Origin of the sequence: Pseudomonas alliivorans (assembly GCF_017826695.1) — a bacterium.
Taxonomy (GTDB): domain Bacteria; phylum Pseudomonadota; class Gammaproteobacteria; order Pseudomonadales; family Pseudomonadaceae; genus Aquipseudomonas; species Aquipseudomonas alliivorans.
Window position 1 is genome coordinate 170933 of sequence record NZ_JAFFZW010000005.1, and the last position, 25050, is coordinate 195982.

General features: G+C 60.2%; 19 protein-coding genes and 1 pseudogene. 4 read left to right on the forward strand and 16 right to left on the reverse strand.

Annotated features, from left to right (window positions below):
• Nucleotides 1-2 precede the first annotated feature (2 nt).
• The 4 genes from JTJ32_RS15565 to JTJ32_RS15580 all read right to left on the reverse strand — a co-directional run bounded on the left by JTJ32_RS15565 (nt 3) and on the right by JTJ32_RS15580 (nt 8069).
• Nucleotides 3-1013: a class 1 fructose-bisphosphatase gene (locus JTJ32_RS15565; protein ID WP_099229364.1), complete on the reverse strand. Its 1011-nt coding sequence runs from the start codon at nt 1011-1013 to the stop codon at nt 3-5.
• A 144-nt stretch (nt 1014-1157) separates the two neighbouring features.
• Complete coding sequence (locus JTJ32_RS15570; RefSeq protein ID WP_210042665.1) at nt 1158-2507, reverse strand: DUF3999 domain-containing protein; 1350 nt, start codon at nt 2505-2507, stop codon at nt 1158-1160.
• A 26-nt stretch (nt 2508-2533) separates the two neighbouring features.
• Complete coding sequence (locus JTJ32_RS15575; protein WP_210042577.1) at nt 2534-5389, reverse strand: DUF2339 domain-containing protein; 2856 nt, start codon at nt 5387-5389, stop codon at nt 2534-2536.
• Between the two features lie 229 nt (nt 5390-5618).
• Nucleotides 5619-8069 (reverse strand): glycogen/starch/alpha-glucan phosphorylase, encoded by a 2451-nt coding sequence (locus JTJ32_RS15580; protein WP_099229367.1) that lies wholly within the window; start codon nt 8067-8069, stop codon nt 5619-5621.
• Between the two features lie 281 nt (nt 8070-8350).
• Between JTJ32_RS15580 and pip the strand changes: the two genes are divergently transcribed.
• The 4 genes from pip (at nt 8351) to mdoH (ending at nt 14580) form a co-directional block, all read left to right on the forward strand.
• A complete protein-coding gene (gene pip, locus JTJ32_RS15585; RefSeq protein WP_099229368.1) occupies nt 8351-9322 on the forward strand; it encodes a prolyl aminopeptidase in 972 nt (323 codons plus the stop codon).
• Between the two features lie 38 nt (nt 9323-9360).
• Entirely contained in the window at nt 9361-9798 is a 438-nt protein-coding gene (gene dtd / locus JTJ32_RS15590; RefSeq protein ID WP_099229369.1) for a D-aminoacyl-tRNA deacylase, read from the forward strand.
• A 257-nt stretch (nt 9799-10055) separates the two neighbouring features.
• On the forward strand, nt 10056-12005 hold the full coding sequence (locus JTJ32_RS15595; protein ID WP_328823973.1) for a glucan biosynthesis protein G: 1950 nt from the start codon (nt 10056-10058) through the stop codon (nt 12003-12005).
• Entirely contained in the window at nt 11998-14580 is a 2583-nt protein-coding gene (mdoH, locus tag JTJ32_RS15600) for a glucans biosynthesis glucosyltransferase MdoH (protein ID WP_099229370.1), read from the forward strand. Before JTJ32_RS15595 ends, mdoH begins: the two co-directional genes overlap by 8 nt.
• 185 nt (nt 14581-14765) lie before the next feature.
• Here the strand turns inward: mdoH and JTJ32_RS15605 are convergent, their stop codons facing one another.
• The 12 genes and pseudogenes from JTJ32_RS15605 to ubiE all read right to left on the reverse strand — a co-directional run bounded on the left by JTJ32_RS15605 (nt 14766) and on the right by ubiE (nt 25042).
• Nucleotides 14766-16709: a methyl-accepting chemotaxis protein gene (locus JTJ32_RS15605; RefSeq protein WP_210042579.1), complete on the reverse strand. Its 1944-nt coding sequence runs from the start codon at nt 16707-16709 to the stop codon at nt 14766-14768.
• A 209-nt stretch (nt 16710-16918) separates the two neighbouring features.
• Entirely contained in the window at nt 16919-17782 is an 864-nt protein-coding gene (locus tag JTJ32_RS26940) for a methyl-accepting chemotaxis protein (protein ID WP_456239182.1), read from the reverse strand.
• A 39-nt stretch (nt 17783-17821) separates the two neighbouring features.
• Nucleotides 17822-18856: pseudogene (locus JTJ32_RS26945) on the reverse strand (methyl-accepting chemotaxis protein); the annotation flags it as partial.
• A 73-nt stretch (nt 18857-18929) separates the two neighbouring features.
• Complete coding sequence (locus JTJ32_RS15615) at nt 18930-19637, reverse strand: 16S rRNA (uracil(1498)-N(3))-methyltransferase (protein WP_099229373.1); 708 nt, start codon at nt 19635-19637, stop codon at nt 18930-18932.
• Nucleotides 19634-20434 (reverse strand): twin-arginine translocase subunit TatC, encoded by an 801-nt coding sequence (gene tatC, locus JTJ32_RS15620; protein ID WP_099229374.1) that lies wholly within the window; start codon nt 20432-20434, stop codon nt 19634-19636. The genes JTJ32_RS15615 and tatC overlap by 4 nt, the downstream gene beginning before the upstream one ends.
• On the reverse strand, nt 20431-20886 hold the full coding sequence (gene tatB, locus JTJ32_RS15625) for a Sec-independent protein translocase protein TatB (protein ID WP_184321951.1): 456 nt from the start codon (nt 20884-20886) through the stop codon (nt 20431-20433). Before tatB ends, tatC begins: the two co-directional genes overlap by 4 nt.
• A gap of 4 nt (nt 20887-20890) precedes the next feature.
• Complete coding sequence (locus tag JTJ32_RS15630) at nt 20891-21190, reverse strand: twin-arginine translocase TatA/TatE family subunit (RefSeq protein ID WP_210042582.1); 300 nt, start codon at nt 21188-21190, stop codon at nt 20891-20893.
• A gap of 47 nt (nt 21191-21237) precedes the next feature.
• A complete protein-coding gene (locus JTJ32_RS15635) occupies nt 21238-21570 on the reverse strand; it encodes a phosphoribosyl-ATP diphosphatase (protein WP_004882690.1) in 333 nt (110 codons plus the stop codon).
• 2 nt (nt 21571-21572) lie between these two features.
• Nucleotides 21573-21965, reverse strand: coding sequence for a phosphoribosyl-AMP cyclohydrolase (hisI, locus tag JTJ32_RS15640; protein ID WP_004882689.1), 393 nt, complete (start codon nt 21963-21965; stop codon nt 21573-21575).
• A gap of 67 nt (nt 21966-22032) precedes the next feature.
• Nucleotides 22033-23652: a ubiquinone biosynthesis regulatory protein kinase UbiB gene (gene ubiB / locus JTJ32_RS15645; RefSeq protein ID WP_099229378.1), complete on the reverse strand. Its 1620-nt coding sequence runs from the start codon at nt 23650-23652 to the stop codon at nt 22033-22035.
• Nucleotides 23649-24272 (reverse strand): ubiquinone biosynthesis accessory factor UbiJ, encoded by a 624-nt coding sequence (locus JTJ32_RS15650; protein ID WP_099229379.1) that lies wholly within the window; start codon nt 24270-24272, stop codon nt 23649-23651. The genes ubiB and JTJ32_RS15650 overlap by 4 nt, the downstream gene beginning before the upstream one ends.
• Nucleotides 24272-25042, reverse strand: coding sequence for a bifunctional demethylmenaquinone methyltransferase/2-methoxy-6-polyprenyl-1,4-benzoquinol methylase UbiE (ubiE, locus tag JTJ32_RS15655; RefSeq protein WP_004882686.1), 771 nt, complete (start codon nt 25040-25042; stop codon nt 24272-24274). Before ubiE ends, JTJ32_RS15650 begins: the two co-directional genes overlap by 1 nt.
• Between the last annotated feature and the right edge of the window lie 8 nt (nt 25043-25050).

Sequence of the window (25050 nt, forward strand, 5' to 3'; positions counted from 1 at the left end):
TCTTACTCTTTATGGTAAGCGGTGGCGCGCTCGACTTCCTGTTTCGAGCCCAGGAACACCGCGACACGCTGGTGCAGACCTTCAGGCTGAATGTCGAGGATGCGCTGATGGCCATCAGTGGACGCGCCGCCTGCCTGTTCAACGAGGAACGACATCGGGTTGGCTTCGTACATCAGGCGCAGTTTGCCCGGCTTGGAAGGCTCGCGACTGTCACGTGGGTACATGAACAGACCACCGCGGGTCAGGATGCGGTGCACGTCGGCAACCATCGCCGCGACCCAGCGCATGTTGTAGTTCTTCTTCAGCGGACCTTCTTCGCCTTGCAGCAACTCTTCCACGTAACGCTGAACCGGGGCTTCCCAGTGGCGTTGATTGGACATGTTGATGGCGAATTCCTGAGTGGTCTCGGGAATGGTGATGTCTTCGTGAGTCAACACGAAGCTGCCCATTTCGCGGTCCAGCGTGAAGCCTTTGACGCCGTCACCCAGGGTCAGGATCAGCATTGTCTGTGGACCGTAGATCGCATAACCGGCAGCGACCTGCTCGGTGCCTGGCTGCAGGAAAGCCTTTTCGTTCAGGGCTTCGTTCTGGCTCAGGTACTGGTTCGGGCAACGCAGCACGGAGAAGATGGTGCCGACCGGCGCGTTGATGTCGATGTTGGACGAACCGTCCAATGGGTCGAACACCAGCAGGTAGGCGCCTTTAGGGTATTTGCCGGGAATCTGGTAGGCGTTGTCCATTTCTTCGGACGCCATGCCTGCCAGGTGACCGCCCCATTCGTTGGCTTCCAGCAGGATCTCGTTGGAGATCACGTCGAGCTTTTTCTGTACTTCGCCCTGCACGTTCTCGGTACCCATGCTGCCGAGTACGCCGCCCAGCGCGCCTTTGGAGACGGCGTGGCTGATTTCCTTGCATGCTCGCGCCACTACTTCGATCAGGAAGCGCAGATCGGCAGGAGTGTTGTTGCTGCGGGTCTGCTCAATCAAGTAGCGACTTAGTGTAACGCGGGACATGGATAGCTCCGAAAATAGGGGGTATGAAAACCCGCGCAGTTTAACGCGAGTAGCGACGTAATACTGCTATCAGACTGGCTTATGACTGTTTCAGTTCATACGCCGGATCAGCGTAGCTGGAATCCGGCGGTCCTGGATGGCCTGTCAGCGTTTCGACGCGCGCAAGGTGCTCATCGCCATCCAGCCCAGAAAAAGCACGCCCAGCACCAGCACGGCCCAGAGTCCGATGCGCTTGAAGTCGATGCTTTCCTGTACTGCCGGCAACGGGGCAGCCATGTTGGCGACTGTAGCGGTGGTCGGTTTCGCCGTGCCGAGCGTGGCCAGTTTCTGCGGGGTGAAATCGGGAATGAGCATCGCCAGCGAGAGGTTGGCGGCTTTGACGGAGGTATTGCCTACCGCGAGGGTGAACGGCCCGTTGCCACGCGCCAGAAACACCACTTCACTGGCTCGCACGGCGACACTCAGTGCTGGCGCTTCGGTGCCCAGTCCGCCACCGCGGTCATCGACCACCAGTTTGAGGTGCTGGACGATGCGCCCGGACAATTGCAACTGATCCTGAACCACATCGCTGCCATTTTGCGTCAGGCGATACAGCAGCCCGCTGCTGACCGGTTGCCAGGGCTGTCTGATGTCGCTGCGGGCATAGAGAGTGCCCGGTGCGAGGCTGTTGGGCTGGTCGATGTCGACTTTTACGCGCTCGACCGGCAGGCCCGCAGGCAGCTCCCAGACATATTCGTTGGCCTTTTCGACCATGCCAGCGACCGGTGGTGACCAGGTCAGCGGCGGGGTCGGCGTTTCGCTGTCAGCGGCAAACAGGTGGGCCGAGATCAGCGTGGGCGCGCTGTGCGGCGAGCGCCACAACAGGCGCAGATAGCGAGCGCTCTGACCGGGCAGACCGACTTCACGCTGATCGACCACTTCGTCGGCGAACGAAAGGCGTGCAACCTGTCCTTCACCCCAGTTGCGCCAGTGCTGAAGGTCATCGCTGGCCTCAATGCTGAAACTCTGGAAACCCTCGCGCTCGGCGCTCCAGTCGATGATCAGTTGTTCAAGCGGGGCTTTGATCGCACTGGTATCCAGCAGCCAGCCGCGCAGCACTTCTTCGCCCGCCTCGATGTCGCTTTGCGGCTGGACCTCGATCACTGTGCCATTGGTGGCGCGCTCGATGCGAATGACCGGCGGAGCGTCACCGGCTTCCTGGGTGCTGTAGAGCGCGAACCATTTGACCGGAATCGGCGTGGGCTCCTGTTCCTGCGAAGCCTGCTTCTGATTCAGGGCATACGCCTGGGGCTGACCTTCGTTATTGAAAACGCGCAGATCGCTCAGGTCGGCCTGCCGCGCATTGAGCTGCACCGAAAGCGGCAGTTCGATGCGATACCAAGGGCCGTCACCGCTCAGGGTCAGCGGCGTCTGGCTGGCGAAATCGGCCGGTTTGTCTTGAGCATGGGCGGCCATCGTCGTGCACAGGGTCATGCCGAGCACAGCGATTTTCAAGGTTGAGCGACTCAAGAACGGTTTCCTCATGGGCTGTTCGGCTCAGCGGTTGGAGCCGTGCCGGGTTCCCCGTCAGCCTGGGTAACGGGAGGTTTCGGCGGTAATGGTGCGAAATATCCCACCACCAGTAGCAGAATGCCAACTCCTATGAACGAGACGATGCGTTCCATGCCGCCACGATTGCCCAGTTCGATGAAGAACAGTTTGATCACCACGACACCGATCAGCGCCGCGCCACCGAGCCAGATGTGCCGGTGAGCGCGCATGTGCCCGCCGATCATCAGCGCCAGCGCCATCAACGTCCAGATGATCGACAGCCCTGCCTGAACGCGCATCGATTCGAGCAGGTCTTCGGTGTTCCAGGGCACGTCAGCCCAGTGATGTGCGGTACGCATGATCATTGCCGTGACCAGCGCAAAGACTGAAGCGCCTGCCATGAGCAAAGGAATATTGCGCGAGCGGAGGTCATCCAGACCCATTTTCGGCAAACAATGGCGCATCCACAGGAAGACGCCTGTCAGCGAGAACAACAGACCGATTTCCAGGGGGTTGAGCAGCGGGACATACGGCAGCGGATCGGCAGCACCGTCGCTGAAAATGTTGGCCAGCCAGAACCATGCGAGCATCAGTACGGCCAAGGGAGCGGCCGCGTAGACCCGGTACGCCTCAGGGTAGGCGGATACCGGCCACGGCCACTGGCGCTGCGACGTCATCGCCCACAGGTACAGACTCGGCACAATGGCCCAGCCCAGCCAGCGCCATGCGTTGTACTGCTCGGACAATTGCATCAGCCCGAAACGCAGTTCCAGCGCCAGTAAGGCAATGATCAGCCAGCAGCCGACGATATGTGCAATGCGAGTCGCAAGGCTCGGCAGCAGTTCTGCCAGACGCCGAAGCGAGACCAGGTGCACTGCGACCACGGCCAGCCAGGCCAGCCAGCCGCCATCCTGTGCCGGGTGATACCAAGTGCCTGGCGAGGTCAGCAACAGAACGGTGCAAAACGGTGTCAGTGTGGCGCACAACGTCGCCAGGTCGGGCCAGCGCAGCCGCGATGCCGCGATGCTCCAGAGCACGACGCTGGTGGCAGTCGCTATCAGAAGGGCGGAGGTCCGCAGCGAGACGGGCACGAACAGCTGGATGAAGCTGATGACGGAAAACATCCACCATGCCGCAGCCCAGACAATCAGCAGTGCTCTGGCCAATTCCTGATCCACCAGCGTCAATGTCTTGTAGCGATGGATGCACCCGGCGCTGACGAAGGCGGCAATCGCCAGAATCATCGCTGTCCAGTCATCACCGTGGAGCAACAGTGATGCGTCCGACAGGTCCTGGTTGCCCAGCAGAGTGACGCCGGCGGCCAGTTGCAGGAACAGACCAAATGCGCGCGCCAACATCCGGTGCTGGCGCATGCCCAGCCAGAAAATGGCTGCGCCTTCCACGGCCCAGGCGCAGGTCGTCCATTGCGAGCCCAGCCCCAGCGGGATCGCCAGTGTCGTGAACACCACGCCCAGCGCCAGGCAGGTTTCCATCAGCAAAGCAGTCCGCTCCGAGCCTCGTGCTGCCAGCCCTCGCGCCAGTGCCATGTAAATCACACCCAGCGCCAATGCGCTGAATGCAGCGCCCAGTTCCAGGTGTTCGACCAGCGCATATTGCAGGCCGAACCCGACGATGGGCGTCCCGAACAACAGCGTGCCGTCGACATAGTCGCCCTGACGCGCCGACCAGCGCAGCAGCGCCGTGCGGCTGTCATTCTGTGGCCCGCTTGCCTGTTCCTGAAGCTTGCGTCGCGCGAACAGCAGGCCGATCGCCAGATACATGAGGAAAAACAGGATCAGGAATGGTTCGGTGCTCCAGAACAACTCGGGTGTGTACGCCTTGATACCCCAGGCAAAGCCAATGCCGAACGTGCCGAAAAAGCCGATCAGGTTCAGGATGCGCCAGGCCCGGAACCAGGCGATGGCGAAGATGCCTGCGTTGAGCAGGGCGAAGTAGCTGAACAGCGACACGTGGCTGCCCTGCCCGGTCGAGGCCAGAAGCGGCGCGGCAAAACCGCCCAGTGCGCCTGCACAGGCCAGCGCCAGGGAGTTCTGGGTCAGGGCCAGAACGGCAGAGAACGCCGTGATCGCCACCAACAGCCCGAAGCCCAGCGTCGGGTCGAGCAGCGTGTGCAGTTTCATGGCGGCAAATACCGTCAGGTACAGCACGCCGATGCCAGCACCCTGAAGCATCAGTGCGTAAGGTGCGTTGCGAAGGCGCAGCCACCAGCCGAGTCCCAGCAATGCCAGTGCACTGAAGGCCACGCCTGCATAGCGCGCTTCGATGGGGACGACCATGCCTTCGGTGGCGTAGCGCAACAGAAAAGCCAGTCCCAGAAACAGCACCACGATGCCGACCCGCAAAACCGTATTGCCACCCATCAGCCAGCTGACGGCGCTGGACAGGGTCTTTTCGACGAGGCTGGGTGAGGATGGCGTGGCCGGTGTTTTGCCTAAAGATGCCGGAGTTTTCGGGGCGATGACGGGTGCTGCAGGTGCTTCCTCGGCCGGCAGGTCCCAGATCAGCTCAGGCCCGGTGGTCTGGGCTGCGATAATGACCGAGTCGGCGGGCAACGGAGCGGCATGCTGCGCTTCGGCGGCCGGTTGCGGGCTTGGAACAGGCGGGTATTCGAGGAGCGTCAGACGTTGTTGAAGGGACTCGACGGTCTTGCGCGTTGCCAGCAGTTCCACAGACTGTTCGGCCGAGCGCTTGTCCAGCAGGTACAGGCGGACACCCGCCCATAGCCCCCAGCCCATGACCGCGCCGATGAGCATGCCTTCCCACTCGTCGTAACTGACCGAGTACCCCAGCACCGCACCGCCCACCACCAGGCAAATCCAAAGCACGCGACGACATCCTTTTCGATGTGTGAAGGTTTATCGGTGCGCAGTATAGGGGAGAGAGGGGTTCAGCGCGCTCCTGACGTGGAGCGGTACATTCAGTCGAAATGGGGCGTCTGTAAGCCAGTCTTCGTGGACATGTCCGCTCCTGAAGGTTGAAAGCCGGTTTCGGCCTTCAGGAGCGGATTTGTCCGCGAAGGGGGCTGAGCATCAGGTGACGATGTGCCCCCTGTTTTCAGTCCAGCGCTTTCCAGATTTCGCCCGCATACTCGCGAATGGTCCGGTCCGAGGAGAACCAGCCCATGCGCGCCGTATTGAGCACTGCCGAGCGCCACCATTCCTTGGAGTCGTGCCAGCGTTCTTCGACCTTTGCCTGGGCCGCCCAGTACGAGTCGAAATCGGCGCAGACCAGGAAGCGGTCATAGGCCAGCAATTGATCGACCAGACCTGCATAGCGGTTCGGGTCATCCGGCGAGAAGACCCCGCCACGAATCGCCTGCAGCACATCGTTCAAGCGGCCGGACGCCGCAACATCGCCATGTGCACTGAAGTCGCCTGCCTGTTTGCGGGCTTCGACTTCCTGCGAGGTCATGCCGAAGATAAACATGTTTTCCAGGCCGATCTGCTCGCTCATTTCCACGTTGGCACCGTCCAGCGTGCCGATGGTCAGAGCGCCGTTGAGGCCGAATTTCATGTTGCTGGTGCCTGAAGCCTCAAGGCCTGCGGTGGAGATCTGCTCGGACAGGTCGGCTGCCGGGATGATGCTTTCGGCCAGGCTGACGTTGTAGTTGGGCATGAACACCACTTTGAGCAGGCCGCGTACGGTCGGGTCATTGTTGACGGTACGGGCGATGTCGTTGGTCAGCTTGATGATCAGCTTGGCCGAGTGATAGCTGGCCGCCGCCTTGCCTGCGAATATCTTGACCCGAGGCACCCAGTCCGTGCCTGGCTCGGCACGAATTGCCTGATACAGCGCGACGGTGTGGAACAGATTCAGCAATTGACGTTTGTACTCGTGGATCCGCTTGACCTGCACATCGAACATCGCTGCCGGGTTGACTGAGATGCCGAGGCGCTCATGAATGATCGCCGCCAGCGCACGTTTGCTGTGCAGGCGTTGATCGGCCATCTGCTTGCGGAAGGATGACTTCTCGGCGAACGGCTCCAACTCCTTCAAACGGGTTTCTGCGTTGTCCAGCACGTCCGGACCGAGTGCTTCGACCAGCATTTCGGTCAGTTTAGGGTTGGCCTGGAACAGCCAGCGGCGGAAGGTGATGCCGTTGGTCTTGTTGTTGATTCGCTCCGGGTACAGCTTGTGCAGTTCGGCGAATACCGTTTTGCGCATCAATTGGGTATGCAGCGCCGAAACGCCGTTGACACTGTGCGAGCCGAGGAACGCCAGGTTGCCCATGCGCACACGACGGCCGTTGTCTTCTTCGATCAGCGACACCGCACGCAGCACTTCGAAATCATGGATGCCTTTGGCGCGCAGCGTGTCGATGTGTTGCGCGTTGATCAGGTAGATGATCTGCATGTGGCGCGGCAGCATCCGTTCCATCAGGCCGACCGACCAGGTTTCCAGCGCTTCGGGCAACAGCGTGTGGTTGGTGTAACCCAGGGTGCCTACGGTGATTTTCCAGGCGGTGTCCCACGGAATGTTGTGATTGTCGATCAACTGACGCATCAACTCGGCCACGGCAATGGACGGGTGCGTGTCGTTCATCTGGATCGCCGCATGCTCCGGCAGATCGGTCAGCGTGGCGTGCATGTTCAAATGACGACGCAGCAAATCCTGCAGGGAGGCCGAGACGAAGAAGTATTCCTGGCGCAGGCGCAATTCCTGACCGGCTTCGGTCGCGTCGTTCGGGTACAGCACTCGGGAAATACTTTCAGCGCGCACCACTTCCGCTACGGCACCGAAGTGGTCACCGGCGTTGAAGCGCTCCAGGTGCAGGTCTTCCACGGCACGGGCGCGCCAGAGACGCAGGGTGTTCACGCTCGCGCCACGCCAGCCGACTACCGGAGTGTCATAGGCAATGGCGCGGACGGTTTCGCCCGGACGCCAGGCCTGACGCGTTTCGCCGGCTTCGTTGGTGAAGGTTTCGACACTGCCGCCGAAACCGATCGAGTACACCACTTCCGGGCGTTCGAATTCCCATGGGTTGCCGAAGTCCAGCCAGTTCTCGGTCTGTTCCTGCTGCCAGCCGTCGACCACTGCCTGACGAAACAGGCCGTGCTCGTAGCGGATGCCATAGCCGTGGCCGGCGATTCCCAGGGTCGACATGCTTTCCATGAAGCAGGCCGCCAGACGACCCAGGCCGCCGTTACCCAGCGCGGCATCAGGCTCCAGCAGACGAATCCGCTCGATATCCACGCCGAGCTCGGTCATGGCTTCGCGAGCGATTTCCAGCAGGCCCAGATTGCTCAGGCTGTCGTACAGCAATCTGCCGATCAAAAACTCCAGCGACAGGTAATAGACCCGTTTCTGAACCGTGCGATAAATCTGTCGCGTGTGGTCCATCCAGTGCTCGACCATGTGGTCACGAGCAGCCAGGGCAACAGCTTCGAACCAGTCATGCTCAAACGCATGGTCGGGGTCCTTGCCCACTGAGTAAGTGAGTTTGGCGAGCACTGCGGCGCGAAAAGCAGCCACATCAGCGTCACGAACAAGTGGTTCCTGAGACATCGGTACGACCTCAAGTAGTCTGACGGATTGAAAGATGGGGTTATTAGACTGTAGGCGTGTCGTCAGTTATTTCCTGAAAATTAAAGAAATAATTGAAGAAATAGCTCTCGCTTCGACCCGGAGCGACTGCGCTGGTTCGCGAACTCTGCAAATTGGCAAAACGCTTGCATTGATCGTTCCACTCACAACGATGATGTGCAGCATGCTCATTCCTCGTTTCGGGTTTATGATGCCCAACGGCAGAATAATAGAAGCCTCTGAATCGGACTCATGGAGCACATATGCAGACTTTGTACCCGCAGATCAAACCTTACGCCCGGCACGATCTGGCCGTGGAACAGCCGCATGTGCTTTACGTCGATGAAAGCGGATCGCCCGAAGGTCTTCCCGTGGTGTTCATTCATGGCGGGCCGGGTTCGGGTTGCGATGCGCAGAGCCGCCGTTATTTCGATCCGAACCTGTACCGCATCATCACGTTCGATCAGCGCGGCTGCGGTCGCTCCACGCCTCACGCCAGCATCGAAAACAATACCACCTGGCATCTGGTGGAAGACCTCGAACGAATTCGTGAACACCTCGGTATCGAAAAATGGGTGCTGTTCGGCGGCTCGTGGGGCTCGACGCTTTCACTGGCCTACGCCCAGACTCACCCTGACCGTGTACACGCACTGATCCTGCGCGGAATCTTCCTGGCGCGCCAGCAGGATATCGACTGGTTTTATCAGGCGGGCGCCAGTCGCCTGTTTCCCGATTACTGGCAGGACTATGTTGCCAACATCCCGCTGGATGAGCGGGACAACCTGCTGGCGGCTTTCCACAAGCGCCTCACCGGGCCGGACCAGATTGCCCAGATGCACGCCGCCAAGGCCTGGTCCACCTGGGAAGGTCGTGCGGCCACCCTGCGTCCCAATCCACAGGTGGTCGACCGCTTCTCCGAGCCGCAACGCGCGCTGTCGATTGCGCGTATCGAATGCCACTACTTCATGAATAATGCCTTCCTGGAAACCAACCAGTTGATTCGCGACATGCCGAAGATCGCCCATTTGCCGGGCATCATTGTTCACGGTCGTTACGATGTCATCTGCACACTGGACAATGCCTGGGAGCTGCATCAGGCGTGGCCCAACAGCGAACTGCAGGTGATTCGTGACGCGGGCCACGCAGCGTCGGAGCCAGGCATCACCGATGCGCTGGTCCGCGCTGCTGCACAGGTCGCGCGTCGCCTGCTCGATCTGCCACCTGAAGAAGCCTGATACCTTCGCCGTCCTGTTGCAGGTCTGAAAGAGTCTCTATGAAAGCGTTATTGCAGCGCGTGCAGGGTGCACGCGTGGAAGTGGGTGGTGAGGTAGTTGGCGCAATCGATCAGGGCATTCTGGTGTTGGTCGGTGTGGAGCCTCAAGACACGCAGGCCAGTGCCGATAAGTTGCTGCACAAGCTGCTTAACTACCGGGTGTTCAGTGATGCCGACGGCAAGATGAATCTGTCCCTGCGTGACGTGGGCGGCGGGTTGCTGCTGGTTTCTCAATTCACACTGGCGGCCGATACCAAAAGCGGCATGCGTCCGAGCTTCTCGAAAGCGGCACCGCCTGCGCTGGGTGCAGCGTTGTATGACTATCTATTGGATCAGGCCAGGATCGCGCATTCGACTGTTGCGGCGGGCCAGTTTGGTGCGGACATGCAAGTGCATCTGGTCAATGATGGCCCTGTGACTTTCCTGCTCGAAACCTGAGCTAATATTCCGTTGTCTTCTCCCGGATCAATAAGTCCCGGAGGAATAAAATTCTTTGTCATATCTGATGCGTTGTGACGCGTGCTACTGGATAATCGCGCGCAACGGAGATCAGCGGTGGTTGATCCATCTGGCATGACAAAAGCGGTTCTGACACCAGGTTGGGGAATCATTAGCCCCAATTGGAGTCGGAACAATGCTCGCCAACCCGGCATCGATAGCTGGCCGTTGGTTTCTTCATCTGTTTTCGGCGAGGGTTGCTCGTGATTGTTAGTCCCTGTGATGCTCCAAAGAAATCTGTCAAGCGCCTGCGCAGTGCGCTCCTGGCAAGCTCGGCGCTGGTCTGCCTGTTCAGTGCGGGTCAGTTGTGGGCGTTCAGCCTGGATGATGTAGCGGCCAGAGCCAAAGAAATGGCCGGGCAGAAATTCGAAGCGCCGAGAAGCAATCTGCCCAACGAGTTGCGCGACATGAAGTTCGCGGACTATCAGAAAATCCGTTTCCGTGATGACAAGGCCGAATGGGCGGGCGACAAGACGCCGTTCAAAGTGTCTTTCTATCATCAGGGCATGCATTTCGACACACCGGTCAAAATCAACGAAGTCACCGCTACGTCCGTTGACGAAATCAAGTACGACGCCAGTCGTTTCGATTTCGGCGACCTGAAGATCGATCCGAAAGCCACCGAAAAACTGGGTTATGCCGGTTTCCGTGTGCTGTACCCGATCAACAAGGACGACAAGCAGGACGAAATCATGACCATGCTGGGCGCGAGCTACTTTCGCGTGATCGGCAAGGGCCAGGTCTATGGCCTGTCCGCTCGTGGCATGGCGATCGACACTGCCTCGCCGTCGGGTGAAGAGTTCCCGCGCTTCAAGGAATTCTGGATCGAGAAGCCAGGTCCGGATGACAACCATCTGGTGATCTTCGCACTGCTCGATTCGCCGCGTGCCACCGGTGCCTATCAGCTGACCCTGCGTCCTGGTACCAACACGCTGGTCGACGTGAAGTCGCGTATGTTCCTGCGTGACAACGTCAACAAGCTGGGCGTTGCGCCATTGACCAGCATGTTCCTGTTCGGTGCCAACCAGCCATCCCGTGTGCCTAACTACCGTCGCGAGCTGCACGATTCGAGCGGTCTGTCGATTCAGGCAGCCAACGGCGAATGGTTGTGGCGTCCGCTGAACAACCCTAAACACCTGTCCATCAGCAGCTTCTCGGTCGAGAACCCGCGTGGTTTCGGTCTGTTGCAGCGTGGCCGTGACTTCAGCCAGTACGAAGATCTCGACGACCGCTACGACAAACGCCCAAGTGCCTGGATCGAGCCGAAAGGTGACTGGGGCAAAGGTACGGTCGAGCTGGTCGAAATCCCGACTGCCGACGAAACCAACGACAACATCGTTGCTTACTGGAAGCCTGAGACCCTGGCCAAGCCGGGCGAGCCGATGGACTTCAACTACCGCATCCACTGGACCATGCAGGAAAACTCGATTCACTCCCCGGATCTGGGTTGGGTCAAGCAGACCCAGCGCTCCATCGGTGACGTGCGTCAGTCCAACCTGATCCGTCAGCCGGATGGCAGCCTCGCCTTCCTGGTCGATTTCGTCGGTCCGGTGCTGGCTGCACTGCCTGAAGACAAGACCATCCGCAGCCAGGTGACCACCGACGACAACGTCGAGCTGGTCGAAAACAACCTGCGCTACAACCCGGTCACCAAGGGCTATCGTCTGACCCTGCGTGTGAAGGTCAAGGATTCCGGCAAGCCAACCGAAATGCGTGCCTATCTGCTGCGCGAGATTCCGGCCGAACCTGGCAAGGAACCTGCGCTGCTGGTTGCCGACAAGGCAGAAGACAAGAAAGTTGCTGCCAAGGAAGCGGCTGCCAAGGAAGCCGCCAAACCGGCAGCGACCAAGGACACCGATCAGGTAGAGATTGCCAAGGCCGACGCACCGAAGACCGAAGTCGCCAAGCCTGATGCCGCCAAGGGCGATGCATCAAAGCCTGACGCTGCCAAAGGTGAAGTCGCCAAAGCCGACGCCGCCAAGGCTGATGTAGCCAAAGCCGACGCCAAGGCTGACGTCGCCAAGGACAAGGACGGTAAAGAAATCCAGCAGCCTGCAACCGAGGCTGCGCCCACCCATCCGGAACCGGCCAAGACGTTGCAAGTCATGACCGAGACCTGGAGCTATCAGTTGCCGAGCGATGAGTAATTCTCTACCGGTGCCAGTGTCTCTGAACGAGTACCTGGCGCATTTACCGATGAGCGACGAGCAGCGGGCCGAACTGGCCGGCTGCAAGTCCTTCGCCGAGTTGCATGAACGCCTTTCTGCGCAGCCGATCACCGACACCGCCGAGGCCGCCCAGGCTTCGGTGGGCCGTCGGCTCACGCTGTCTACAGCCGACGAATTGCAGGACGCCGAGATGCTCGGTGTCGATGCAAGCGGTCGCCTGTGCCTGAAGGCCACTCCCCCGATTCGTCGTACCAAGGTTGTTCCCGAGCCGTGGCGCACCAACATTCTGGTGCGTGGCTGGCGTCGGCTGACGGGCAAGACCAATCCGCCCAAGCCTGAGCACGACGATCTGCCGCGCGACTTGCCGAAGGCGCGCTGGCGGACGGTCGGCTCGATTCGTCGCTATATCCTGCTGATTCTCATGCTGGGTCAGACGATTGTGGCTGGCTGGTACATGAAAGGTATCCTGCCGTATCAGGGCTGGTCGCTGGTTTCGCTGGACGAAATCACACGCCAGACCTTTGTGCAGACCGCTTTGCAGGTGATGCCATACGCCTTGCAGACCAGCATATTGTTGCTGTTCGGGATTCTGTTCTGCTGGGTATCGGCCGGTTTCTGGACCGCGCTGATGGGCTTCCTGGAATTGCTGACCGGTCGCGACAAGTACCGCATTTCCGGTGCCAGCGCCGGCAACGAGCCGATTGAAGTTGGCGCACGTACTGCGCTGGTCATGCCGATCTGCAACGAAGATGTGCCACGCGTGTTCGCCGGTCTGCGTGCGACGTTCGAGTCTGTAGCGGCCACGGGTGACCTGGACCGCTTCGACTTCTTCGTCCTCAGCGATACCAACGACACCGACATCGCCGTTGCCGAGCAGCAAGCCTGGCTCGACGTCTGCCGTGAAACCGGTGGTTTCGGGAAGATCTTCTATCGCCGTCGCCGCCGTCGCGTCAAACGCAAGAGCGGCAACCTCGATGACTTCTGCCGTCGTTGGGGGGGTGACTACCGTTACATGGTCGTACTTGATGCCGACAGCGTAATGAGCGGTGAGTGTCTGACCAGTCTGGTTCGCCTGATGGAAGCCACGCCGGACGCCGGTATCATCCAGACCGCACCACGCGCTTCCGGCATGGACACGCTGTATGCCCGCATGCAGCAGTTCGCCACACGCGTCTACGGTCCGCTGTTTACTGCCGGTCTGCACTTCTGGCAGCTGGGTGAATCCCACTACTGGGGTCACAACGCGATCATCCGCATGAAGCCGTTTATCGAGCACTGCGCGCTGGCGCCGTTGCCGGGTAAAGGGGCCTTCGCCGGTGCGATCCTGTCTCACGACTTCGTCGAAGCTGCGCTCATGCGCCGTGCCGGCTGGGGCGTGTGGATTGCCTACGATCTGCCGGGCAGCTATGAAGAGTTGCCACCGAACCTGCTGGACGAACTCAAGCGCGACCGCCGCTGGTGCCACGGCAACCTGATGAACTTCAGGCTGTTTCTGGTCAAGGGCATGCACCCGGTTCACCGTGCGGTGTTCCTGACGGGCGTCATGTCTTACCTGTCGGCACCGTTGTGGTTCTTCTTCCTGGTGCTGTCCACCGCCTTGCTGGCCGTGAACACGCTGATGGAGCCGACCTACTTCCTTGAACCGCGTCAGCTTTATCCGCTGTGGCCACAATGGCACCCGGAAAAAGCCGTTGCGCTGTTCTCGACCACTATCGTCCTGTTGTTCCTGCCCAAACTGCTCAGCGTCATTCTGATCTGGGCCAAGGGCGCGAAGGGCTATGGCGGCAAGTTCAAGGTCACCCTCTCTATGCTGCTGGAAATGCTGTTCTCGGTGCTGCTGGCTCCGGTTCGCATGCTGTTCCACACCCGCTTCGTACTGGCCGCTTTCCTGGGCTGGGCAGCGACCTGGAACTCTCCACAGCGCGACGATGACTCCACGCCATGGATCGAAGCGGTCAAGCGTCACGGTCCTCAGACCCTGCTGGGCGCCTGCTGGGCAGCGCTGGTGTTCTCCCTGAACCCAAGCTTCCTGTGGTGGCTGGCACCGATCGTGGTGTCGCTGATGCTGTCGATCCCGGTGTCGGTGATTTCCAGCCGAACGGGTCTGGGTCTCAAGGCGCGGGACGAGAAGTTCTTCCTGATTCCGGAAGAGTTCGAGCCGCCGCAGGAACTGATCTCTACCGATCAGTACACCCACGAGAATCGCTGGCATGCGCTGAAAGAAGGCTTCATTCGCGCCGTCGTCGACCCACAGCAGAACGCGCTGGCGTGCGCACTGGCGACGTCCCGTCACAAGCAGGCCAAGCCGATCGAAGTGGTCCGTATGGAGCGCGTCGAGCATGCACTGAAGGTGGGCCCGGACAAACTCGGCAATCATGAGCGTCTGATGTTGTTGAGCGATCCGGTCGCCTTGGGTCGTCTGCACGAGCTGGTCTGGAGCGGTGGTCATGAGGAATGGCTGGCAGCGTGGAGAGCGTCCATTGCTGCTGACCCGCATGCGCCGTTGCTGCCATTGCAGCCGCTGAAGCCTGAGGTACAGCCGGTTCTGGCCTGACAGCCGCCCGGTTTGAAAGAGCCCCTGAAGCACGGCTTCAGGGGCTTTTTTGTACGCGCTTGGCTCATGACCGTACCAGTGACGCGGCGCATGGGCACGATCAGTGTGCCTGAGACCTGTGATCGTTCACACACGCTGCGTGGTAACGCCTCTCGGGACGCTGCGCGTCCGGTCTGGCGAGCCGATCACTCCACGCGAAACTTCCCCACCAGCGCTTTCAGGTGTGAGCCCAGGCGGGCCAGTTCCACGCTCGACGCAGCCGTCTGGTTGCTGGCGGAGGCGGACTGTTCGGAGATGTCGCGTACGTTGATGACGCTGGCATTGATCTGATCGGCCACGGTGCTCTGTTCTTCGCTGGCAGCGGCGATCTGTTCGTTCATCTGTTGAATGGTCGCCACGGTACGAGTGATTTGCTCCAGCGCACCGCCAGCCCGGCGACTCAGCTCGACGCTGCTGTCAGTCAGGCTGCGGCTGTTGTCCAGCGTGGTTGCAACCTGCTGGGTGCCTGTCTGCAGAGCCTCGATCAGCTCTTCGATTTCCTCTGTGGACTTCTGCGTACGTTGCGCCAGGCTGCGGACCTCGTCGGCTACAACCGCGAAGCCACGGCCGGCCTCGCCTGCACGAGCGGCTTCGATGGCGGCGTTGAGTGCCAGCAGGTTGGTCTGTTGCGAAACTGATTTGATCACGTCGAGAACGCCCACGATCTTGCCGCTTTCCTGTTTGAGCTGATTCATCGCCTGCGTCGAGTTGACGACTTCGCGGGCCAGTTGCTCGATCTGAATAACGGCCTGGCCAACCACCTGATCTCCATCCCGCGCCTGCTGGTCAGCCTGGGCGGCCGATTGCGAGGCTTCCTGCGCATTGCGAGCAACCTCCTGAACCGTTGCGGTCATCTCGTTCATGGCGGTGGCGACCTGGTCGGTTTCGTCTTTCTGCGTGTTGACACCTTTGCAGGTCTGCTCGGTCACGGCCGACAGTTGCTCGGCTGCGCTGGCAATCTGCGAGACGCCGTCACCAATGCCGCCAATCAACTCCCGCAGGCTCAGGGTCATGGCCTGCATGCTGTTCTGCAATTGCCCCAGCTCGTCGCGTCGTCCGGTCTCAAGGTCCTTGCTAAGATCACCCTGAGCGATCCGAGTGGCAGCGACCAGCGTCTGGCGCAGGGGCTCGGTAATCTGCCGAGTCATGATCCAGGCGGCCAGCAGGCCGACCAGCAAGGCCAGCGCCGCAACGCTGATCAGGGTGGTCCTTGAACTATTCGCTTCGCCATCGCGCCGCGCGCCTTGCAGGCTGCTCAGCTCGGCGACGGCGCTGAGCATCTTGTCACCCAGCTCCTCCAGTGTTTCCTGGCCTGCTTCAGTCTTCATTTGTATGGCTTTGAACCGGGTCAGGTGCTCCCGATACTGCTGCAGCGCTTCGTTGGCGGGTGCCAATGCCTGGATGTTTTCATCAGCCTGATCCTGCGAGATCTGCTGTATCTCCTTGAGCGCTTCATCAATTGCAGTGGCGGCCGCGGTCTCATCAGCTTCCCTGCCGGTGAAGGTGTAGGCCTGCACTTGATAGCGGGCAATCTGAATCTGATGCTTGAGTTGCGATAGGTTGGTGAACTCGTCCATCCGTTCACCATTGTCCTGTTCCTGACTGACCGCCTTGAGCACTTCGGCTTCTACCTGGGCAACTGCTTTTACCGCTTGCTCGGATTTCTGATCAAGCTGTGCGCGCATCTGATCGCGTGCTTCGCGGTCAGCCCCGAGTTCGGTGAAGGTTTTTTCCATGAGGCTGATCAGTTGGCTCTGGGCTTCAAGACCGGTGAGGGTGTCGGCTTCATCGCTTTGTTTGCGCAGCAAGGCCAGGTGGGCTTCTATCTCATTGAGCCGGTCGACGACTTTCGAGACGTTTTCCGGGGTGTTTTCTCCCCGGGCGATGATGCGCTCGGAGCGCAAATCCTTGGTCAGGTTGTTGAGCCGGTCGACGGCGGAGAGCGATTCGGAACGATCAATCATCGTGTCCAGGCCGTGCCAGCCAGTCAGCGTGATGGCCAGCGTCAACAGCAGCACCAGGCCGAAACCGAGTGCCAATTTGAGTCTGACGCTCAGATTGCCGAGCGTGTGGGTGATCCTTCCAGGCATTGAAATGCTCCTGCGATATGCGAACGAAACCAGATTCTGAACAGCACAGAACCTGCGTTATGAGCGCATCGGCGAGGAGTTGAATCGCGTGACCTGAACAGGTCGTAGGAGATTTCCGAGTCGATCGGGACAGTGACGGACGTCACCGGATGAGAGGAGTGGGGGGATTTCCGCGCCGCTTGTCGAGCGCGGAATGACCTTGAGTGCAATCAGACAGTAAAGCGGCTCACCAACGTTTGCAGATGATTACCCAGACGCGCCAGTTCGATGCTGGATGCGGCGGTTTCTTCGCTGGCAGCGGAGGTCTGTTCCGACACATCGCGAACGTTGATGATGCTGCGGTTGATTTCTTCAGCCGTGGCGCTCTGCTGTTCGGCGGCGGCAGCGATCTGCTGGTTCATCGACTGGATCGCCGAGACGGTTTTTGTGATGTTTTCCAGCGAACTACCGGCGCGGCGCGTCAGATCGACACTGCTGGCACTCAGTTCGCGGCTGCTGTCCATCACGCTCGCCGCCTGCTGAGTTCCGCTCTGCAGGCTGACAATCAGGCCTTCGATCTCTTCGGTGGACTTCTGAGTGCGCTGCGCCAGGCTGCGAACCTCATCGGCAACCACGGCAAAGCCGCGACCGGCTTCACCGGCGCGGGCGGCTTCGATGGCTGCGTTCAGGGCCAGCAGATTGGTCTGCTGGGCGACGGATTTGATCACATCCAGAACGCTGCCGATCTTCTCGCTTTCCTGCTTCAGCGTGCCCATGGCCTCGCTTGAGTTGCCGACCGCCGATGCCAGGCGCTCGATCTGAACGATGGCTTCGTTGACCACGCGCTCACCTTCGCGTGCCTGCTGGTCAGCCGCTACGGCTGCTTCGGAGGCTTCTTCGGCGTTGCGAGCGACTTCCTGCACAGTGGCCGTCATCTCGTGCATGGCAGTGGCGACCTGATCGGTCTCGACCTTCTGGTTGTTGACGCCGGCGCTGGTCTGTTCAGTAACCGCTGACAGCTCTTCGGCAGCGCTGGCAATCTGGGTAACGCCATCGCGAATACCACCAACCAGCTCGCGCAGGCTGACGGTCATGCGCTGGATGGTGCTTTGCAGCTTGCCCAGTTCGTCCTTTCTATTCACGTTGAGGTTGCGGCTCAGGTCGCCAGCGGCGACGCGCTCGACCACTTCCAGCGTTTCCTGAAGTGGGGCGGTAATCTGACGGGTGATGATCCACGCTGCCAGAACGCTGAACAGCAACGCCAGGGCGGTGGCCGCAACAATCATCATGACGGCGTGGTCGCTTTCGGCATCGCGGCTTTTGTTCTGGCGCTCGATCATTTCAGTGCTGGTGGCCAGCATTTTCACGCCCAGAGCGGTCATTTTCTCCAGTGCGGCCTTGCTGGCAGCCTGCGAGTCCCGGTACACGCCTACCGCCGCGCGGTAGCCCTTCAGGCCCGCAATGGCTTGTTGCAAGGTCGGTGCGAACTCGGAGGAAACATCGCCTGCCAGGGTGTTGATACCAGTGACCGCGTCATCGATGGCCTGATTGGCATTCTTCTCGAATTCCGGTTTGCCGCTGTAGGTGTAGCCGCGGACCTGAAAGCGCGCCTGCTGGATCAGCTTGCTGACGCCCACGATGCCATTGAAGGCCAGGATGTTGTCTTCCTTGAGCAGCGCCGCTTCGATCTTGTTCGCCTGCTCCACGGCCTTGTCGGCGTTATCGCCCATCTGGCTGCGACTGCCTTCACGTACTTCGATGGCTTTGGTCATGTCGCCGAACGACTGACGGTATTCGCGCGTCGCCTGGATCTGTCCATCCAGCAACTGAATGTTCTCCGGGGAGCGCAGCATGTTTCTGGCGCTCAGCAGCGCGGCGTCAAGCTGGTCGAGCGTTGCTCTGACGTCTGTGGCTGTCTCGGCGTTGTACAGCGCTTCGTAGCGCATGCGGTTGACGCGCAGCTGCAGGGTCAGCTCGTTGATTTCGGCAATCGCTGTCACGCGATCTCCGCGATCAATCAGGGCGTTGGTGCTGAACCAGGCCGTCGTTGAGATCATTAAGGTCATGATCAGTACAAGACCGAAACCGATGGCCAATTTCAAGCTGACACTCGCGTTGGCGAGACTTTGAGTTAACCCGCGATACATGACCACTCCTCGATGACTCATTCTTGTGCGTATCCATTCCTATCGGCCAGTCATGACGTAACTGAAGCGATTGAGTGGGATGCCGCAACTTGAATCAGAACAGGCGTGCGAGCAGTGCAGTGACAGCGGTTTCGACCCGCAGGATTCGGTCGCCCAGTTGCACCGGCTGCAGGCCGGACTGGCCCAGCAGATCGACTTCGTAGGGGATCCAGCCGCCTTCCGGGCCGATGGCGAGGGTGACCGGCTCGGTGACGGCGCGAGGGCAGTCCGGGTAATCGCCCGGATGGCCGACCAACCCCAGGGTGTTCAGCGCCAATTGCGGCAGACGATCTTCGACGAAGGGCTTGAAGCGCTTTTCGATCACGATTTCCGGCAGCACGCTGTCGCGTGCCTGCTCCAGCCCGAGGATCAGTTGTTCACGGATCGCGTGCGGCTCGAGAAACGGCGTCTGCCAGAAGCTTTTTTCCACCCGGTAACTGTTGAGCAGGATGACTTTCGGCACACCCATGGTCGCGACGGTCTGAAAGACTCTGCGCAGCATCTTGGGGCGGGGAAGGGCGAGCAGCAGAGTCAGCGGCAACTTGGCAGGCGGCTGGCTGTTCAACGAGACGCGCAGCTCGGCTTCACGGGGTTCAAGGCGCAGCACTTCGGCGATGCCCAGCAGACCGTTGATGCGACCGACCCGCAGGCTGTCGCCGACCTCGGCACGATGCACTTCCTGCATGTGCCTGAGTCGGCGGTCACGCAGCACCACCCGGTCGGCCGCAATAAAATCGGCCTCTTCGAGAAGCAGCAGATTCACGGCTGAGTCGCGGGCGGCTGGTCTTGCTTGTCAGCTTCCTGTTCTTGATCGTCCGGGTGCTCGCCGCGTTTTTTGATGAGTCCGCTGCACAGCACGCCCAGTTCGAACAGCAGCCACATCGGTACGGCCAGCAGGGTCTGCGAGAAGATGTCCGGCGGGGTGAGGATCATGCCGACCACAAAGCAGCCAATGATGACGTACGGGCGGATCTTCTTCAGGTACTTCACGTCGACAATGCCGATCCAGACCAGCAGCACCACGGCCACGGGAATTTCGAACGCCACGCCGAAGGCGAAGAACAGGGTCATCACGAAGTCGAGGTAACTGGCGATGTCGGTCATCATCGACACGCCTTCCGGCGTCACGCTGGCGAAGAAGTGGAAGATCAGCGGGAAGACCAGAAAGTAGGCGAACGCCATGCCTGCGTAGAACAGGATGATGCTCGACACCAGCAACGGAATGGCCACGCGCTTCTCATGCTTGTACAGCCCCGGCGCGATGAAGCCCCAGATCTGATGCAGGATGACCGGCATGGACAGGAACAGCGCCACCATCATGGTCAGCTTGAACGGCGTGATGAACGGCGAGGCCACGTCGGTGGCAATCATCGTTGCGCCTTCCGGCAGATAGACCCGCAGCGGTGCCGACACGAGCGTATAGATCTTCTGCGTGAAGTAGAACAGACCGGCAAAGATCAGAAACACTGCGGCAACGCAGCGTAACAGGCGTGTACGCAGCTCGGTGAGGTGCGAGATCAGCGGCATTTGCTGATCGTTTTCCGGGGTATCTGCGCTCATGGGGCTCGCGGTGGCAATGACGAATCGTGGGCGGGAGAAGGTGTGACGTCCGGTGTCGTGTCGGCGGCAGGTTTTGCGGTTTTCTCGAGCGTCAGCGGTGCCTTGTGTGCAGGCTCTGCCGGACCGATCTCGTGTTGCGAGGCCGGCGGGACAGCCTGCGGCGCAGTCGGCGGAGTGATCGGCTCGTAGGCCACTTCAGGGTGCTGTTGCTGAGCGAACATTTTGCGCGCTTCATCTTCCAGCGAAAGAATGTGCTCGTTGTGCAGTTGCCGACGAATCTCGTCGGCACCGATTTCACGTTCAACTTCCTGTTTGATCGCGTTGAAGCTGCGCTTCAGTCGGCCTATCCAGAGGCCTGCGGTACGTGCTGCGCCGGGCAGTCGCTCCGGGCCGAGCACGAGCAGCGCCACGAGCCCGATCAACAGCAATTCAGAGAAGCTGATACCGAACATGGTCTTAAACCTGGTCTTTGCGGGTCGGCTCTTCGACTTTGTGCGCCTGCGCATCAATGGTATGCGGCTGGTTCAGAGGCGAGCCCTGAGGCGCGGTGTACGGTTGTTGGGTCTGCGGCTGCGGCTGTGGCTGTGGCTGCGCCGAGGCTTGATCGGCTGTTTTTTCGTCATCGTTCATGGCCTTGCGAAAGCCCTTGATCGATTCGCCGACGTCAGTGCCCAGACCCTTGAGTTTCTTGGTACCGAAAACCAGTACCACGACGATCAGGATGACGATCCAGTGTTTCCAGTCAAAAATACCCATGAAACAGTCCTCGTAGAAGATTCTTCAAGCTCGAAAGGGGAAGGCAGTCAGTCTGCTGTGCGGGCGGCTTTTTCCGCATGACCGGACAGCCCGAACCGGCGGTCCAGTTCATCGAGCACGGCTTGTGGATGCTGACCCAGCGCCGCAAGCATGACCATGCTGTGGAACCACAGGTCAGCCGTTTCATAAATCACGTCGCTGCAGTCACCGCTGACGGCAGCGTCCTTGGCGGCAATGATGGTTTCAACCGATTCCTCGCCCAGTTTTTCCAGAATCTTGTTCAAACCCTTGTGATACAGGCTGGCGACATAAGAACTGTCGGCAGCGGCATCCTTGCGTGATTCCAGCACCTCGGCCAGGCGGGACAGCGTATCAGTCATGTTCAATGGCCTGCATGGTAAATAGCATCAGGATCTTTCAAGACCGGGTCGACGGTCTTCCAGCCTGAATTTTCATACACTCGGTAGAAGCAACTTTCGCGGCCGGTGTGACATGCAATGCCACCGATCTGCTCGACCATCAGGATGACGACATCGGCATCGCAGTCCAGGCGCAGTTCATGCAGCTTTTGCACATGACCCGATTCTTCACCTTTGCGCCAGAGTTTGCCACGCGAACGCGACCAATAGATTGCACGATTCTCGGATGCCGTCAGGCTCAGGGCCTCGCGGTTCATCCAGGCCATCATCAGTACGCGGCCGGTCTTGTGGTCCTGAGCGATTGCAGGCACCAGACCGTCGCTGTTCCAGTGAATCTCGTCCAGCCAGTCTTTCATATCTACTCCGGCAGCCGGACTTGAGGTCCGGCGGATTGAACAGTGTGCCAGCGCCATGCGCTGCTGGCTATCGGCGAACGATCAGATACAGCCCGGCAATGAGCATGATTGCCGCAGGCCATGCCGCGAGCGTCGGCAATTGAGTGCCGGCTTCGCTGATCACCCAGCCTTGTATGACGCCACCGGCCAGCAGCGCCGAGCCGATCAGTCGCAAGGCCCAGCCGTCCCTGTTCTCGCGCCACGGGTTTGGCGGGTCGGAGGCGTGTGGGCGGGACAGACGTTCCAGCAGGTCGCGGGTCATGTTGGCGATGTGCGGCAACTGCTCGACCTGCGATTGCAGATTGCTCACCAGCGTCTTGGGGCTGACGCGCTCGCGCATCCAGCGTTCCAGATAAGGTTGTGCGGTGCTCCACAGGTCGAGCTCGGGGTACAACTGACGACCCAGGCCTTCGATGTTGAGCAGCGTCTTCTGCAGAAGGACCAGTTGTGGCTGGACCTCCATGTTGAAGCGGCGTGCGGTCTGGAACAGGCGCATCAGCACCTGACCAAAGGAAATGTCTTTGAGCGGTTTCTCGAAGATCGGCTCGCACACGGTACGAATCGCCGCTTCGAACTCATTGAGCTTGGTTTCGGCCGGCACCCAGCCTGAATCGATGTGCAATTGCGCCACACGCCGGTAGTCGCGCTTGAAGAAGGCAAACAGGTTGCGTGCCAGATAGTCCTGGTCTTCCGGTGTCAGGCTGCCGACGATGCCACAGTCGATGGCGATGTACTGCGGGCTCCAGGGGCTGACCGTGCTGACAAAGATATTGCCGGGGTGCATGTCGGCGTGAAAGAAGCTGTCGCGAAATATCTGGGTGAAGAAGATTTCCACGCCCCGCTCGGCGAGCAGTTTCATGTCGGTGCGCTGATCGGCCAGGGTCGCCAGATCGGTCACCTGAACGCCATAGATGCGCTCCATGACCAGCACTTTCGGGCGGCACCAGTCCCAATAGACTTGTGGCACATACAACAGCTCGGAGCCTTCGAAGTTTCGGCGCAACTGGCTGGAGTTGGCCGCTTCGCGCAGCAGGTCCAGTTCGTCGTAGATGGTTTTCTCGTAGTCCATCACCACCTGAACCGGGTGCAGCAGCCGCGCATCGGCCGACACGCGCTCAGCGGTGCGGGCGAGAATGAACAGCCACGCCAGGTCCTGACCGATGATCGGTTTAAGGCCTGGGCGCACCACCTTGACCACCACTTCTTCGCCGGTCTTGAGACGAGCGGCGTGTACTTGTGCGACCGAGGCCGATGCCAGTGGTGTTTCGTCGAAGCGGCTGAACACGTCGCAGATTTTCGCGCCAAGCTGCTCTTCGATCAGCTTGATGGCCAGATTCTGGTCGAACGGCGGAACGCGGTCCTGCAACAGCATCAGTTCGTCGGCGATGTCCTCAGGCAGCAGGTCGCGCCGGGTCGAAAGCAGTTGCCCGAACTTGATGAAGATCGGCCCCAGGTCCTGCAAGGCCAGACGGAAGCGTGCGCCGCGGCTCAATTCCGATTTGCTGCGCGGCAGCCAGCGCCATGGCAGCACGAAACGCACTGCCAGCATCCACCACGGCAGGGGCAGGGCGAACAACAGGTCATCGAGGCGGTAGCGGATAACGACACGTTGAATGCGAAACAAACGGCGGACGGCAAGCAGCTTCATGCGTTATCGCTGGATTTGAGGGATCGGGCAAGGCGCGCAAAACGCGCCTCGAGGCGTTCCAGATCGAGCTTGATCTGGTCGAGTTCGGCAAAACGGGCTTCGGCTTCATGCTTGCCGACCAGTGTGCGTGACTCTTCGCTGAAGTAATCGGCAGCGTTCTGGCTCAGGCTCGCCACACTATCACGCGTCCAGCGTGCACGGCTGCGCAAATGGCCGCTGAGCAACTGGCTGGCCACAGGGCCCAGCCAGCGGGACAGTTCGTGTTCCCAGTCCAGTTCCAGGTCCTGAAGGATGCCGACCAGTTCCAGCAGTACACCGCTGTCGCCATCCAGCTCGACCTCAGGACCATGCAGCACTGCTGTCTTGTCCTTGCTCAGCGCCAGGCGCAGCAGGCTTGACGCTGGGGCGCGCAGGGTGCAGTCGGCGTCGGCGGCCCACTCCGGGGCCAGCAGCAGACCCTCGTCGCTGGGCAGAATATAGATTTTCAGGGACGGGTCGCGGCAATCGATCTTGATCACATGGCCTGACAGCCGCGCCAGACGCGGCAATGCCGTGCTGTCCAGACGCAACACGCGATTGATACCGTGCTCGACGCTGGCGAGCAGCCCCCGAAGCAACATTACGGTTTGATGCCGCGATGCAGGGCAACGATGCCCGAGGTCATGTTGTGATAGGTCACGCGGTCAAAACCGGCTTCGACCATCATCGACTTCAGGGTTTCCTGATTGGGGTGCATGCGAATCGATTCGGCCAGGTAGCGATAGCTTTCCGAATCGTTGGTGACCAGCTTGCCCATGAACGGCATGAACGCAAACGAGTAGGCGTCGTACGCCTTGGACATCAGCTTGTTGGTCGGTTTGGAGAACTCCAGCACCAGCAGGCGACCGCCGGGCTTGAGCACGCGCAGCATGGAACGCAGGGCGTCTTCCTTGTGCGTCACGTTGCGCAGCCCGAAGGCGATGGTCACGCAGTCGAAGTGGTTGTCCGGGAACGGCAGCTTTTCAGCGTCGGCCTGGACGAACTCCACATTGCCAGCAACGCCAAGGTCGAGCAGGCGATCACGGCCGACCTTGAGCATCGAGGCATTGATATCGGCCAGCACCACGTGGCCGGTTGGGCCGACGAGGCTGGAGAACTTGCGGGTCAGGTCGCCCGTGCCGCCCGCGATGTCGAGCACGCGGTTGCCGGTGCGAACGCCGGAGAGCTCGATTGCAAAGCGTTTCCAGAGCCTGTGCATGCCGCCGGACAGCAGGTCATTCATCAGGTCGTACTTGGCCGCTACCGAGTGGAATACCTCAGCGACTTTTTCTGCCTTCTGGCTTTCCGGTACATTTTTGTAACCGAAGTGAGTCGTAGGTTCGGCATCGCTGCCTTTGCGCTGATCGTTCATATCGCTTC

Excerpts from the sequence above, each read along its gene's own strand:
- tatC (WP_099229374.1), bottom strand. The coding sequence starts at position 20,434 with ATGAGCGCAGATACCCCGGAAAACGATCAGCAAATGCCGCTGATCTCG.
- hisI (WP_004882689.1), bottom strand. The coding sequence starts at position 21,965 with ATGAAAGACTGGCTGGACGAGATTCACTGGAACAGCGACGGTCTGGTG.
- JTJ32_RS15630 (WP_210042582.1), bottom strand. The coding sequence starts at position 21,190 with ATGGGTATTTTTGACTGGAAACACTGGATCGTCATCCTGATCGTCGTG.
- JTJ32_RS26940 (WP_456239182.1), bottom strand. The coding sequence starts at position 17,782 with ATGACCGTCAGCCTGCGCGAGCTGGTTGGTGGTATTCGCGATGGCGTT.
- dtd (WP_099229369.1), top strand. The coding sequence starts at position 9,361 with ATGAAAGCGTTATTGCAGCGCGTGCAGGGTGCACGCGTGGAAGTGGGT.
- pip (WP_099229368.1), top strand. The coding sequence starts at position 8,351 with ATGCAGACTTTGTACCCGCAGATCAAACCTTACGCCCGGCACGATCTG.
- JTJ32_RS15650 (WP_099229379.1), bottom strand. The coding sequence starts at position 24,272 with ATGTTGCTTCGGGGGCTGCTCGCCAGCGTCGAGCACGGTATCAATCGC.
- JTJ32_RS15605 (WP_210042579.1), bottom strand. The coding sequence starts at position 16,709 with ATGCCTGGAAGGATCACCCACACGCTCGGCAATCTGAGCGTCAGACTC.
- JTJ32_RS15565 (WP_099229364.1), bottom strand. The coding sequence starts at position 1,013 with ATGTCCCGCGTTACACTAAGTCGCTACTTGATTGAGCAGACCCGCAGC.
- JTJ32_RS15580 (WP_099229367.1), bottom strand. The coding sequence starts at position 8,069 with ATGTCTCAGGAACCACTTGTTCGTGACGCTGATGTGGCTGCTTTTCGC.
- ubiB (WP_099229378.1), bottom strand. The coding sequence starts at position 23,652 with ATGAAGCTGCTTGCCGTCCGCCGTTTGTTTCGCATTCAACGTGTCGTT.
- JTJ32_RS15635 (WP_004882690.1), bottom strand. The coding sequence starts at position 21,570 with ATGACTGATACGCTGTCCCGCCTGGCCGAGGTGCTGGAATCACGCAAG.
- tatB (WP_184321951.1), bottom strand. The coding sequence starts at position 20,886 with ATGTTCGGTATCAGCTTCTCTGAATTGCTGTTGATCGGGCTCGTGGCG.
- ubiE (WP_004882686.1), bottom strand. The coding sequence starts at position 25,042 with ATGAACGATCAGCGCAAAGGCAGCGATGCCGAACCTACGACTCACTTC.
- mdoH (WP_099229370.1), top strand. The coding sequence starts at position 11,998 with ATGAGTAATTCTCTACCGGTGCCAGTGTCTCTGAACGAGTACCTGGCG.